The 12,690-nt window shown below is 70.6% G+C and carries 13 protein-coding genes; 3 read left to right on the top strand and 10 right to left on the bottom strand.

Annotated elements, in window-relative coordinates:
• The first annotated feature begins 341 nt into the window (after positions 1-341).
• Positions 342-1,100, top strand: a complete 759-nt coding sequence (locus ACQPZW_RS38880; protein WP_433791013.1) for a GNAT family N-acetyltransferase — start codon at positions 342-344, stop codon at positions 1,098-1,100.
• A gap of 128 nt (positions 1,101-1,228) precedes the next feature.
• Positions 1,229-2,290, top strand: a complete 1,062-nt coding sequence (locus ACQPZW_RS38885) for a DUF3616 domain-containing protein (RefSeq protein ID WP_433791014.1) — start codon at positions 1,229-1,231, stop codon at positions 2,288-2,290.
• Positions 2,291-2,394: 104 nt separating this feature from the next.
• Here ACQPZW_RS38885 and ACQPZW_RS38890 read toward each other — a convergent pair whose 3' ends face one another.
• Positions 2,395-3,798: an FAD-dependent monooxygenase gene (locus ACQPZW_RS38890; protein WP_433791015.1), complete on the bottom strand. Its 1,404-nt coding sequence runs from the start codon at positions 3,796-3,798 to the stop codon at positions 2,395-2,397.
• 106 nt (positions 3,799-3,904) lie between these two features.
• Here ACQPZW_RS38890 and ACQPZW_RS38895 point away from each other — a divergent pair, with 106 nt between their 5' ends.
• Entirely contained in the window at positions 3,905-4,468 is a 564-nt protein-coding gene (locus tag ACQPZW_RS38895; RefSeq protein ID WP_433791016.1) for a TetR family transcriptional regulator, read from the top strand.
• A gap of 205 nt (positions 4,469-4,673) precedes the next feature.
• On the opposite strand, the gene pheT is transcribed toward ACQPZW_RS38895, so the two are convergent.
• The 9 genes from pheT to ACQPZW_RS38940 form a co-directional block, all read right to left on the bottom strand.
• Complete coding sequence (gene pheT, locus ACQPZW_RS38900) at positions 4,674-7,151, bottom strand: phenylalanine--tRNA ligase subunit beta (protein ID WP_433791017.1); 2,478 nt, start codon at positions 7,149-7,151, stop codon at positions 4,674-4,676.
• Between the two features lie 4 nt (positions 7,152-7,155).
• On the bottom strand, positions 7,156-8,217 hold the full coding sequence (pheS, locus tag ACQPZW_RS38905; protein WP_433791018.1) for a phenylalanine--tRNA ligase subunit alpha: 1,062 nt from the start codon (positions 8,215-8,217) through the stop codon (positions 7,156-7,158).
• Between the two features lie 286 nt (positions 8,218-8,503).
• Entirely contained in the window at positions 8,504-9,277 is a 774-nt protein-coding gene (locus tag ACQPZW_RS38910; RefSeq protein WP_433791019.1) for a TrmH family RNA methyltransferase, read from the bottom strand.
• 119 nt (positions 9,278-9,396) lie between these two features.
• On the bottom strand, positions 9,397-9,789 hold the full coding sequence (gene rplT, locus ACQPZW_RS38915) for a 50S ribosomal protein L20 (RefSeq protein ID WP_433791020.1): 393 nt from the start codon (positions 9,787-9,789) through the stop codon (positions 9,397-9,399).
• A 39-nt stretch (positions 9,790-9,828) separates the two neighbouring features.
• Positions 9,829-10,023, bottom strand: a complete 195-nt coding sequence (rpmI, locus tag ACQPZW_RS38920) for a 50S ribosomal protein L35 (RefSeq protein ID WP_433791021.1) — start codon at positions 10,021-10,023, stop codon at positions 9,829-9,831.
• A 57-nt stretch (positions 10,024-10,080) separates the two neighbouring features.
• On the bottom strand, positions 10,081-10,701 hold the full coding sequence (gene infC, locus ACQPZW_RS38925; protein ID WP_433791022.1) for a translation initiation factor IF-3: 621 nt from the start codon (positions 10,699-10,701) through the stop codon (positions 10,081-10,083).
• A 339-nt stretch (positions 10,702-11,040) separates the two neighbouring features.
• Positions 11,041-11,487, bottom strand: coding sequence for a PH domain-containing protein (locus tag ACQPZW_RS38930; protein WP_433791023.1), 447 nt, complete (start codon positions 11,485-11,487; stop codon positions 11,041-11,043).
• Entirely contained in the window at positions 11,487-12,329 is an 843-nt protein-coding gene (gene hisG, locus ACQPZW_RS38935) for an ATP phosphoribosyltransferase (RefSeq protein WP_433791025.1), read from the bottom strand. The genes ACQPZW_RS38930 and hisG overlap by 1 nt, the downstream gene beginning before the upstream one ends.
• Positions 12,330-12,371: 42 nt before the next feature.
• Complete coding sequence (locus tag ACQPZW_RS38940; RefSeq protein ID WP_433791026.1) at positions 12,372-12,635, bottom strand: phosphoribosyl-ATP diphosphatase; 264 nt, start codon at positions 12,633-12,635, stop codon at positions 12,372-12,374.
• Positions 12,636-12,690: the final 55 nt, after the last annotated feature.

Here is a 12,690-nt window from a genome sequence, read left to right on the forward strand (position 1 = left end):
CCGACAAAAACCGGCACGGCTCCCGTACGCATAGACGGCGATGGACTTCGTGTCCACGATCGACCAGAGTGAGGGTCGTCGGCGCGGGCCGCGCAGGCGGCCGGCCCGCGCCGATGGCCGTCCTCGACCCGGGGTTGCGCGCTACCGCGGGTTCGTGAAAACCTCGCTGGGCGATCGTGCGACAGAGCACGGTCCCGATGCGCTCGAGAGAAGTGAAGCCTGTGATCGCCGCCCGGCCAGTCGGCCGTCGCTGAGCGTTCTCCGCCAGCGGCGGTCCTGCGTAGTCACGTGTCCCCTCGCAGGGGTTTCCTTGTCATTCTCTCGAAAAGGCTCACTTCACCATGGATCTGCGCATCCAGCGCTCCGTCGTGTCCCATCTGCGTACCCGTCCGAAGGTCATCGAGCTCGGCCCGTTCGTGGCCGGCCTCGACCCGGACACCGAAAGCCCCTACATCAACTACGCCTCGCCACAGCCGGGCGTCCCGATCGCCGCGGCCGACATCGCCGACCTGATCAGCGCGTTCGCCGAGGCGGGCCGCAAACCACGCCTGGAGTACGTGTCCAGTTGCGCCCCTGACCTGGAGGATCTGTTGGTCGCGGCGGGGTTCGCCGTCGAGGAGCGCAACCAGTACCTGATCTGTGCACCGGAGCGGCTGACGGTGTGTCCCCTGCCGGCGGGCCTGGTTCTGGAAGAGCCATCGAGCGACCCGGACCGGGCCGCCGTGGTCGCCGCACAGAACGAGGCCTTCGGTGACCTGCCGGATCAGGAGCCCGAGGCCGCCGTCACCCGGATGCGCCGCAGCCAGGAACGCGGCGGGGTGGCTCTCGGCGCCCGCACCGCCGACGGCGACTGGGTCGGTGGCGGCCAGGCCGCTCCGGCGAACGACGGCGTCAGTGAGGTCGCCGGGATCGCGGTGCGCGAGCCGTTCCGGCGGCGCGGGCTGGGAGCGGCGATCAGCGCCGGTGTGACCCGGCGGCTCTTCGACCGAGGTGTGGAGGTCGCCTGGCTGGAGGCGTCCGGTGACGACTCGTGGCGGGTCTACGAGCGGGTGGGCTATGTCCCAGCCGGTCACCGTCTGTACATCTCACGGGAGATCTGACCGGCGGGTCGCGAAACGGCCGGTCCGTCAGCGGACCGGCCGTGAGCGGCACGGTCGACCCGAACGTCCATTTGGACAGAGCTCTATGTTCGACCTGCTCCGATGCACGGTGGTGCGACGATGTGCCCATGACGGTCGACTACACGGTGCGGCTGCGGTTCTCCGAAGAGTCGCAGGCCGCGGCCACCCACACGAACCTCTCGGCGGTCCGGCTCGACGGCCGGGCGCTCTGGATCGCCGGCGACGAGACCGCGACGATCGAGCGGTTGATCGCCGACAACGCCGAGCAGCCGGCCGAGTTCGGGCAGGAGACACGGTTCCGGCTGGCCGACTTCGTCGATCTGCCCGGCCTCGACGCCGACGAGGAGGCCGACGTGGAGGGGCTCGCCCGCACGAGTCACTTCCTCTGGGCGGTCGGCTCGCACAGCCTGCGCCGCAAGCAGATCAAGGACCGTCACGAGGGGCCGAAGGCGCTGCGCCGGCTGGCCCGGGTCGAGGGGCAGGACAACCGGCAGATCCTCGTCCGGCTGCCGGTCACCGACATCGACGGGGTGCCGACGCCGGTCCGCGAGATCACCGTCGACGGGGTGCGCCACCGGGCCGCCGCGCTGAGTGCCCGCGACGACCTGCGGCGGCTGCTGCGCGACGACGAGCACCTGGCGCCGTTCCTGCCGATCCCGGGCAAGGACAACGGGCTCGACATCGAGGGCATCGCGGTCCGGGACGACCGGGTCTTCCTCGGCCTGCGTGGGCCGGTGCTGCGCGGGTGGGCGTTCGTGCTGGAGCTCCGGCCGTATGTGCTGGCCACCGAGCCGGGACGACTGCGTCTGCACAGGTTCGAGGACGGGTTGCCGTACCGCAAACATGTCCTTGATCTTGAAGGTCTGGGTGTCCGCGACCTCTGCCCGGCCGGAAACGACCTGCTGGTGCTTGCCGGGCCGACGATGGACCTGGACGGGCCGGTGCGCATCTACCGCTGGCACGACGCGTGTGTGGCGGAGGTGCCGACGATCGTGCGGCACGATCTGATCACCCGGGAGCTGGAGCTGACCTACGGCGAGGGCGACGACCACGCCGAGGGTCTGAGCATGGTGGGTACGGATCGGGTGCTGATCGTCTACGACAGCCCGGCGGCGGTTCGGCTGGAGCCGGACGGCGCGGTCATCGCCGACGTCCTCAAACTGCCCTGACGCGACGGGCCACGAAGACCACCGCCGGCACGGCGGACGAAACCGACAAGGGCCACCACCGGCACGGTGGACGAAACCGACAAGGGTCATCCGCCGGGACCGCGTCAGTGGGTGGCCGGGTGGGCGACCTGCTCGGGGGCCAGAAACCGGGTGAGCGCGGCAGCCGCCCCGGTGGCGGGCCCTCGCCAGGCGACGTAGCCGTCGGGGCGCACCAGGACGGCCTCGGTCGTGTCCGCGTCCGCAGTCACCTGGAGAAGGCGTTCCCCGTACCCGGAGAGGGGTTGTGGGGTCAGGAGCACGTGCCGCCCGGAGCGGAGCGCCTCGTAGAGCCGGCCGCCGCCGCGGAGGGTGACGTCCTCGGCCCTCGGCGCGCCCGGATATCCGATGCCGACGCCGGAGATGACGCCGGTGGCACGGCGGACGACCGGAGGAAGGGCGAGGAGCGCCGCGCCGACGGTGTTGCGCAGGCGCCGGGCGGCCGCGGACCGCATCATCGCCATCCGGATGAGGGCGCCGCTGCTGCGCAGCACCAGGCGGCCGACCGGGTGCCGCTCGGTCTCGTAGGAGTCGAGGAGACCGGTGGGCGCCCAGCCCTGGACGGTGGCGGCGAGCTTCCAGGAGAGGTTCGCGGCGTCCTGGAGGCCGGTGTTCATGCCCTGGCCACCGGCGGGTGAGTGAACGTGCGCGGCATCGCCGGCGAGGAACACGCGACCGACCCGGTAACGCGGGGCCTGCCGTTCGTCGCTGTGGAAACGCGACAGCCAGCGGGCCTCGGTGATGCCGAAGTCGGTGCCGTGGACCCGGCGGGTGACCTCGCGCATCTCGTCGAGGGTGACCGGGACGTCGTCGGTGACCTGGTGGCGGCGGTCCCAGGCGAAGATCCGATACCACCCGTCGCCGAACGGGGCGACCATGGCGAACGCGTCGCCGACCGCGTTGACGGCCAGGACGTCCTCGGGCGGGGTGGCTAGGCGAACGTCGGCCAGCATGATCGAGGTGAGCACGGCGCGGCCGGGGAAGGGCAGGCCGAGCGACCGGCGGACCGTGCTGTGGGCTCCGTCGGCGCCGATCACCCAGTCGGCGGTGACGGTGCGGTCGCCGAACTCCAGGACCACGCGCTCGCCGTCCTGTCGCAGGGAGGACAGTCCCGCGCCGCGCTCGATGCGCGCCCCCGCGGCCAGGGCACGTGCTTCGAGGGCCGCCTCCACCCGGTACTGAGGGGTGATCAGCAGGAACGGGTAGCGCGACGGCAGCCCGGTCAGGTCGAGGCTGATCCGGTCGAACAGGCGCAGGCGCTCGACCCTCGCCCCGCCGGCCACGATGCCGTCGGCGAGCCCGCGGGCGTCGAGCACTTCGAGGCTCCTGGCGTGGACGCCGAACGCCCGGGTCAAGTTGGAGGCCTCCGAGCGGCGCTCGAACAGGGTGACCGGTATCCCGGCCAGGGCCAGGTCGCCGGCGAGAAGCAACCCGGTCGGGCCGGCTCCGATGATCGCGACGGTGGTGTGCATGACGGCTCCTCACTCGTTTGCCAACAACTGTTGGCATGACGATAGGCGCCCTCGGAAGATCGAGTCAACAGTTGTTGGCAAACACTTGTTGGCATATGGTGTGACCATGACAGCCCGCCGTTCCGACGCCACCCGGGCCGCCATCCTGGCCGCCGCCCGGGAGCGCTTCGCCGCCGACGGATTCGAGCGCGCCACGATCCGTGCCATCGCCGCCGACGCACACATCGACCCCTCGATGGTGATGCGCTACTACGGCAACAAGGAGGCACTGTTCGCCGCCGCGGCCGATTTCGATCTCCGTCTGCCCGACCTGGGCGACGTTGCCGCCGACCGGGTCGGCGCCTCGCTGGCCCGGCACTTCCTGCATCGCTGGGAGGACGACGAGACACTGATGGCCCTGCTGCGGGCGGCGGTCACCAAGGAGGCCGCGGCCGAGCGGATGCGATCGGTCTTCGCCCGGCAGGTCGGCCCGGTCGCCGCCCGGCTGGCTCCCGATCCCGCCCAGGCCGCCACCCGGGCCGGCCTGATCGCCAGTCAGATGCTGGGCTTCGCCCTCTGCCGCTACATCCTCCGGCTGCCGCCGGTCGTGGATCTGACCGCGGAGGAGGCCACCGCATGGCTCGCCCCGACCATCCAGCGCTACCTCACCGGCGAGGCGCAACCCGGTTGAGAAGAGCCGGCCCGAAGCAAGGCACGAGCAAGGCACGCGGCACGGCACGAGCAAGGCACGCGGCACGGCACGAGGCACGGCATGACGCCGGATCACACCGGCGACGCCCGGACCGGCTGAGGAGAGCAGGACCGAAGCGGGACGAAGGCGGAAGACGAAAGCCGGGCCGGTGGAGATCCACCGGCCCGGCTGACAGCCCGCGAAGCTACGCGCCGCGCAGGGTCGCGCCGAAACGGGAGGAGGTCACGGCGACCGCGGCATCGCGGGCGGCGATGGTCTCCTCCGAGGTGAGGGTCCGGTCCGGAGCACGGAAGGTCAGCTTGTAGGCCAGGGACCGCTTGTCCCCACCCAGCTGCTCCGACTCGTAGACGTCGAAGAGCGACACCGACTCGAGCAGGTCACCCGCCCCCTCGGCGAGAGCCGCCCGCACGTCCGCGGCCGGAACCGTGCGGTCCAGGACCAGGGCGACGTCGATCAGCGCCGGCGGGAAGGTGGAGATCTTCGGGGCGTCGACGACCGGCGCCTCCGGCAGCGCGTCCAGGTCGATCTCGGCGGCCGAGGTCCGCTTGGGCAGCTCGAGGGCGGCCAGTACGGCGGGGTGCAGCTCACCGGCGTGGCCGACGACCTCGCCGTCGACCAGGATCGCGGCGCAGCGGCCGGGATGCCACGGGGCGTGCTCGGCTGCCCGTACCGTGACGCGGTCCTCGGAGATGCCCGACGCGGAGATCGCGACGCGCGCCGCCTCGATGGCGTCCGCCCACGTCGCGGCACGTCCCGCGCCCCACCAGCCGGCCGGCTCGATGTCGCCGGCCAGCACGACGGCCAGGTGCCACGGCTGCTCGGGGACGATCGCGTTGACGGCCGCCCACTCGGCGTTGGTCGGACGACGGTCCACACCCAGGCTGGGCGGGGCGGTCGAGGTCAGGTGCGGCAGGAACACCGTGCCGGCCTCGAAGAGCGCGACGTCCCGGCGGCCGCGGCCCAGGTTTCGCTTGAGGGTGCCGAGCAGCGGGCCGAGCAGCGTCGTACGCAGCAGCGGCTCCTCCTCCGACAGCGGGTTGGTGAGCCGCACCGCGCTACGACGCGGGTCCGCCGGCGGCAGCCCGAGGGCGTCGGCCGTGCCGGGCGAGACGAACGGGTACGACAGCACCTCGACGTATCCGTTCTCGGCGAGCGCACGGCCCACCGACCGGCGCTGTCGCTGCGCCGGTGTGAGACCACGGCTGGCCCCGGCCGGCGGCAGCACGCTGGGGATCTCGTTGTACCCGCCGAGACGCGCCACCTCCTCGATCAGATCGATCGGGGCGACCAGGTCGGGACGCCAGGTCGGCGGCACGACGCTGAGCACCTCGTCACCGGTGACCTCGCAGCCGATCCTGCGCAGCAGGTCCGCCGCCTGCGAACCGGTGTAGGGCAGGCCGATGAGACGGGACGGCGCGTCCGCCGGGAGCGTGAGCGCGACCGGGGGCACGACGTTGTCGATGTCCAGCACGCGAGGATCGACGGTCCCGCCCGCGTGCTCGACGAGGATGTCGACGGCCTTCTGCAGCGCGGCGAGCGGCAGCGACGGGTCGACGCCCCGCTCCCAGCGCTTGGCGGCCTCACTGAACAGCCTGTGACGCCGGGCGGTCCGGCCGACCATGACCGGGTCCCAGTGGGCGGCTTCGAGGAGCACGTCGACGGTGCCCTCCTGCCACTCGCTGGTCTCGCCGCCCATCACGGCGGCGAGCGAGATCGGCCCGGTCTCGTCGCAGATCACCATGTCCTCGGCGTCGAGCGCACGCGCGACCCCGTCCAGGGTGGTCAGCTTCTCCCCGGCACGGGCACGCCGGACGATCAGGCCGCCGCGCAGCCGGTCCAGGTCGAAGACGTGCATCGGCTGGCCGAGTTCGAGCATCAGGTAGTTGGTGATGTCGACGGGCAGCGAGATGGCCCGGATGCCGGCCTGGATCAGGCGCCGCTGCATCCACTCCGGAGACGGCGCGGCGGGGTCGACGCCCCGCACGACGCGGGCCGCGAACCGGTCACAGCCGACGGTGTCCTCGATCGTCACCGGCCAGGGAGCTTCCGGGGTCGCGCCGGGAGAGTCGACCGAGGCGGGATCGGAGAAACCGGCATCGAAGTACGTGGAGAGCTCCCGCGCGATGCCACGGACGCTCATCTCGTAGCCCCGGTCCGGCGTGATCTCGACCTCGATCAGCACGTCGTCCAGGCCCACGATCGACCGCGCGTCGACGCCCGGCGAAGCGGAGTCGGCGGGAAGCACGATGATGCCCGAGTGGTCCCCCGACAGACCGAGCTCGGCGGCCGAGCAGATCATGCCGTTGGAGTTGCGGCCGTAGGTCTTCCGCGCCCCGATCCGGAATCCGCCGGGCAGCTCGCCACCGGGCAGGATGACCACGACGAGGTCGCCCTCGGCGAAGTTGCGCGCCCCGCAGACGATCTCCTGCGGCTCCGGGTTGCCGACGTCGACGGTGCAGAACCGGATCGGCTTCTTGAAACCGGTCAGCTCCTCGATCGTCAGCACCCGGCCGACGACGAGGTCACCGAGGATCGTGCCGGCCTGGTCGACGATGCCCTCGACCTCCATGCCGAGGTTGGTGAGCGCCGCGTCCAGCTCCGAAGCCGTGATCCCCGTGGGCAGCTCGACGTACTCGCGCAGCCACGACAGTGACGTCTTCATCGCTTCAGGACTCCATTCCGAAGTTCGTGGTGAACCGCACGTCGCCCTCGACCATGTCGCGCATGTCGGAGACGCCGTTGCGGAACATCAGGGTCCGCTCGACACCCATGCCGAACGCGAAGCCCGAGTGGACGGCCGGGTCGATGCCGCAGGCGGTGAGGACCCGCGGGTTGACCATGCCGCAGCCGCCCCACTCGACCCAGCGCGGGCCGTCGCGGTGCTGCGGGAACCAGACGTCGAACTCGGCGGACGGCTCGGTGAACGGGAAGTAGTGCGGCCGCCAGCGGGTCTTCGCGTCCGCGCCGAGCATGGCCTTGGCGAAGTGGTCGAGGGTGCCGCGCAGGTGCGCCATGGTGATGCCCCGGTCGATGACCAGGCCCTCGATCTGGTGGAACACCGGGCTGTGCGTGGCGTCCAGCTCGTCGGTCCGGTAGGCGCGGCCGGGGCTGACCACGTAGATCGGCGGCTGCCGGTCGAGCATGGTGCGCACCTGGCCGGGTGACGTGTGGGTGCGCATGACCAGGCCGGGCAGGTCGACGAAGAACGTGTCGGAGGCGCCGCGGACCGGGTTGTCCGGGCCGATGTTGAGCGCGTCGAAGTTGGCCCACTCCAGCTCCAGCTGGGGGCCGTCGACGATCTCGTAGCCCATGCCGATGAACACATCGCTCATGTGCTCCATCAGCGTGGTCAGCGGATGGCGGGCGCCGCGCGGGCGGCGCGACCACGGCAGGGTGACGTCGACCCGCTCCTCGACGAGGACGCGGGCGGCGCGGTCGGCCTCCAGCTCCGTCTGACGGGCGTCGTAGGCGGCCTGCACGGCCTGCCGGGCCACGTTGACGCGCTTGCCGGCGTCGGATTTCGCGGCGGGCGGCAGCGAGCCGATCTCGCGGCGGGCCAGCGACACCGGCGAACGGTCGCCGAGGTGGGCGGGTTTCAGGGCCTGCAGCGCGTCGAGGTCGGCGGCGGCGGCGAACGCCTTCTCGGCCTCCGCCACGGCACCCTCGAGAGACTCGGGGGCGAGCAGGACGGCCTGCTTCGGATCGTACGGATCGTTGCGGTAGGACATGGTCGGGCGAACTCCCTCAACACCGGATTTGCCATCGGGCCGTCGCTACTGGGTGCACCGAGCGCCGCGAGCGCCGCGAAGTAGCGACAATGTTGGCACAGTCGCTACTGAGTGCACCGAGCGCCGCGAGGGCCGCGAAGTGGCGACAAAGCGAGCACAGTCTACGGAGGCGCGGCTGAGCCGCAGCCCGCCGGTCAGGGAGAGCGCAGAAGTGTCAGATCCGGCGCCCGCGACCAGCGGGCCGGATAAAGGAGAGCCGGGGACCTGACATGCCGTCAGCATACCCTCAGCGCTGCGCGCGGGCCGACGCATATAGGCAGACGGCGGCCGCGGCGGCCAGGTTCAGACTCTCGGCGCCACCATAGATGGGTACGCGCACCCGCCGGTCCGCCTCGCGCAAGAGGTCTTCCGGCAGCCCATGGGCCTCGGAGCCGAACAGCCAGGCCGTCGGGGCGGCGAGCTGACCGCCGTCGAGCAGCGAGTCCACGTCGTCCTCGCCGCTGCCGCTGGTGGCGAGCACCTGCAGCCCGCTGTCCTGGAGCAGCTCCACGACGCCGAGCGGGGACCGGACGACGTCCACATGGAACAGTGAGCCGGCGGACGACCGTACACACTTGCCGTTGTAGGGGTCGACGGCGTCGCCGGCGAAGACGACCGCCCCCGCACCCGCCGCATCCGCCGTGCGCAGCACGGTCCCGGCGTTGCCGGGGTCCCGGATCTCGGCGACCACGGCGACCAGCCTCGGGTTCTTGGCCAGGGCCTCGCCGATGGGGACGTCGTTCTGCTCGCAGATCGCGACCAGCCCCTGGGGGTGCACGGTCTCGGCGAGTGCGGCCAGGGCGTCGTCGGTGACCGGCGACAGCTCGGGCGCCTGCGCGGCCAGTTCGGCGTGGCGGTCGAGCGCGGCCGGGGTGCCGAACAGCTCGATCACCACCCCCGCGGCGAGCGCCTCGCGCACGGCTTGCGGGCCTTCGGCCAGGAAGCGCCCGGACTGGTCACGGTCCCGGCGGCGTTGCAGGCGGCGGGCGGCGACGATGCGGGGGGTACGGGGCGTGAACATGATCTCCTCACGAAAGACGCCTCCCGACCGTGATGCTCGGGAGGCGTCCTTGAAAACGTGCTACGCGATAGTGAAGGTCGTTCGCGACGGTGGAGCCCACCGTCGCCGAACAATCTTCGTCAGGCAGCCTGCGCGGCGGCGCCGCCGGTGCCCTCGGCCGCGACGGCCGCACGAGCGATCTCGACGATGGCGGCGAAGGCAGCCCCGTCGTGGACCGCGAGGTCGGCCAGGATCTTGCGGTCGACCTCGACCTCGGCCAGCTTCAGGCCCTGGATCAGCCGGTTGTAGGTCATCCCGTTCGCGCGGGCGGCCGCGTTGATACGGGTGATCCACAGCTGGCGGAAGTCGCCCTTGCGGTCACGACGGTCACGGTACGAGTACTGCATCGAGTGCAGCACCTGCTCCTTGGCCTTGCGGTACAGGCGGGAGCGCTGACCGCGGTAGCCGCTCGCGGTCTCGAGCAGGGTGCGGCGCTTCTTCTGGGCGTTTACCGCCCGCTTGACGCGTGCCATTTCTAGTTACTCCTTCAGGGGAACCGGGTCAGGCGCGCGTCAGCGGCCCAGAAGCTTCTTCACACGCGGAACGTCGACCTTGGCCACCGCAACGGTGCCGGTCATCCGCCGGGTAACGTGGGAGGACTTGCTCTCCATGCGGTGACGCTTGCCAACCTGCTCGACAAGGATCTTGCCCTTGCCGGTCACCTTCACCCGCTTACCCATGCCGGTGTGGCTCTTCATCTTCGGCACTTGACGCCTCTTTCTGGTCTTTCCCCGCAACCGGGGGGATGCGGGGAAAAGCTGGTCCTACTCTGCGGTGGTCTCGGCCGGCTCGCCCGGCACCTCGTCCGTCACCTCGTCGGCACCGTCACCCTCACGCGGCTCACGGGGGGGCTTGGCACCGGCGGCGACGGCGGCGACGGCAGCGGCCTTGGTGGCGCGGTGCGGAGCAAGCACCATGATCATGTTTCGACCGTCCTGCTTCGGACTGGCCTCCACGAAGCCCAGCTCCGAGATCTCCTCGCTGAGCCGGCGGAGAAGCCGGAAGCCCAGCTCGGGGCGGCTCTGCTCACGGCCGCGGAACATGATCGTCACCTTGACCTTGTCGCCCGCCTTGAGGAACCGCACCACGTGACCCTTCTTGGTCGCGTAGTCGTGCGGGTCGATCTTCGGCCGCAGCTTCATTTCCTTGATGACGGTCTGCTGCTGGTTGCGCCGCGCTTCGCGGGCCTTGAGTGCGCTCTCGTACTTGAACTTGCCGAAGTCCATGAGCTTGCACACCGGCGGCCGCGCCATCGGAGCAACCTCGACCAGGTCCAGGTCGACGTCCGCAGCCAGTTGGAGAGCGCGCTCGACCGGCACGATACCGACCTGCTCACCCTCCGGACCGACCAGACGGACCTCACGAGCCCGGATCTGTTCGTTCACGCGTGGTTCGACGCTGATGGGGCCTCCTCAGTTGATACCTCGCCCGGCCGGGTGGGCCGGGCGCTGCCAATGTCGGTCGGCCCCGAGTGTCCCGCTGGCCGCGGGACGCCGGGAAAGTAGAAGGCCCCGCCTGCTCTCCGTGAAGAGAGCATGCCGGGGCCCGCTCGACCGGTCATCGGCGCCCAAACGAGGACGCGCACCCGGCAGGAGAAATCCCCTGCCAGGGAGACCGGACCCGGCCACAGTCAGTGACTCGGGTGGGAACCAGCGGGCTCCTCTTTCGCGCTCACACCTTCACAACGATCGAAGGGTGGACGTGGTCGACTGCCCGCAATCGTATCAGGCGCTCTGAGCAGCCGAATGAAGAGCCCTCAGGGTGCGTACGCCGTCCAGCGCATACTCCTTGTCGACGGCCTGGAGCGCGTGCACCGGCACCTGTTCGTCGTTCTCCAGCTCCAGGTGCGCCCACGCCGAGTTCCGGTCGAACCGGACCGCCCGGATCACCGACCACGGCAGGTCGTAGCCGCCGATCACGTTGCGCACCCGCACACCGTCGTCGTCGGCGGTCACCCGCGGCCGGCAGAACAGCAGGACACCGAGCCCGAGCAGGACACCGAGCCCGATCATCGCGATCTGGTCGCCGCGCTGGAAGCTGGCCTGCGAGTTCTGGAAGCCGGCCGAGCCGGTCAGGCCGAAGCTGAGCACGGTGAACAGCAGCACGAGCCCGGCGGCCAGCGGACCGGCCACCCAGCGGATCTTCTTCGGGCGGTAGAGCACAGCGGTCATCAGAGCCTGCAGTTCGCGATGTCGGTGACGAGGATGGCGCGAGCGCCCAGCTCGTACAGCTCGTCCATCACCCGGTGCACCTCGCTGCGCTGGATCATGGCCTGGACGGCGACCCAGCCCTCCCGGTGCAGCGGGGAGACGGTCGGCGACTCGATCCCGGGGGTCAGGCTGGTGGCCTGCTCCAGCAGGTCGGCGCGCACGTCGTACGCCAGCATCACGAAGTTTCTCGCGACCAGCACCCCCTGCAGCCTCCGCAGCAGCTGGGAGGCGCCCGCCGGCGTCTCCTCCTCACGCCCGATCAGGATCGCCGACGACTGCATGATCGGGTCGCCGATGGTGACCAGGCCCGCCTGACGCAGCGTCGCCCCGGTCTCCACCACGTCGGCGATCAGGTCGGCGACGCCGAGGCGGACCGCATTCTCCACCGCGCCGTCGAGGCGCACCACCTCCGCCTTGAGCTCGTGCTCGGTCAGGTAGCGGCCGACCACACCGGGATAGGCGGTGGCGATACGCCGGCCACCGAGCTCGTCGAGGCTGGTGAGCGTCCCCGCCGGAGCGGCCCAGCGGAAGGTGGCCCGGCCGAAGTTCAGGTCGAGCAGCTCGGTGGCGGGCACTCCGGAGTCGACGAGAAGGTCCCGGCCGGTGATCCCGAGATCCAGATCACCCGAGCCGACGTACGTCGCGATGTCCTTCGGGCGCAGGTAGAAGAACTCGACGTTGTTGGCTTCGTCACGGCAGATCAGGTCTTTGGGGTCGGTGCGCTGGCGGTACCCGGCGTCCCGCAACATCTGTGACGCCGGCGCGGACAGGGTGCCCTTGTTGGGAATGGCGATACGCAGCATGACGTGCTCCTTCGATCGGTGAACGGGTCGGGGGACGCGCGTTCACAGATGTCGGTAGACGTCCTTCAGCTCCAGTCCGGAGGCGAGCATCAGGCACTGGACCTGGTAGAGCAGCTGGGAGATCTCCTCGGCGGTGCGTTCCGGCCCCTCGTGCTCGGCGGCCATCCACGACTCGGCCGCCTCCTCGACGACCTTCTTGCCGATGAAGTGGACTCCGCGTTCGAGCGCCTCGACGGTGCCCGAACCGGGTGTCTTGTCCGCCGCCTTGCTTTGCAACTCGGCAAACAGTTCCTCGAACGTCTTCACGAGGACCGATTGTGGCAGCTCATCACGTCTTGACGACGAACGCCCCCAGCCCATG

It is taken from the genome of Actinoplanes sp. CA-252034 (assembly GCF_050956125.1).
In the GTDB taxonomy this organism is placed as follows: domain Bacteria; phylum Actinomycetota; class Actinomycetes; order Mycobacteriales; family Micromonosporaceae; genus Actinoplanes.

Excerpts from the sequence above, each read along its gene's own strand:
- rplT (WP_433791020.1), bottom strand. The coding sequence starts at position 9,789 with ATGGCACGCGTCAAGCGGGCGGTAAACGCCCAGAAGAAGCGCCGCACC.
- ACQPZW_RS38890 (WP_433791015.1), bottom strand. The coding sequence starts at position 3,798 with ATGCACACCACCGTCGCGATCATCGGAGCCGGCCCGACCGGGTTGCTT.
- ACQPZW_RS38880 (WP_433791013.1), top strand. The coding sequence starts at position 342 with ATGGATCTGCGCATCCAGCGCTCCGTCGTGTCCCATCTGCGTACCCGT.
- pheS (WP_433791018.1), bottom strand. The coding sequence starts at position 8,217 with ATGTCCTACCGCAACGATCCGTACGATCCGAAGCAGGCCGTCCTGCTC.
- ACQPZW_RS38910 (WP_433791019.1), bottom strand. The coding sequence starts at position 9,277 with ATGTTCACGCCCCGTACCCCCCGCATCGTCGCCGCCCGCCGCCTGCAA.
- ACQPZW_RS38930 (WP_433791023.1), bottom strand. The coding sequence starts at position 11,487 with ATGACCGCTGTGCTCTACCGCCCGAAGAAGATCCGCTGGGTGGCCGGT.
- ACQPZW_RS38895 (WP_433791016.1), top strand. The coding sequence starts at position 3,905 with ATGACAGCCCGCCGTTCCGACGCCACCCGGGCCGCCATCCTGGCCGCC.
- ACQPZW_RS38885 (WP_433791014.1), top strand. The coding sequence starts at position 1,229 with ATGACGGTCGACTACACGGTGCGGCTGCGGTTCTCCGAAGAGTCGCAG.
- hisG (WP_433791025.1), bottom strand. The coding sequence starts at position 12,329 with ATGCTGCGTATCGCCATTCCCAACAAGGGCACCCTGTCCGCGCCGGCG.
- pheT (WP_433791017.1), bottom strand. The coding sequence starts at position 7,151 with ATGAAGACGTCACTGTCGTGGCTGCGCGAGTACGTCGAGCTGCCCACG.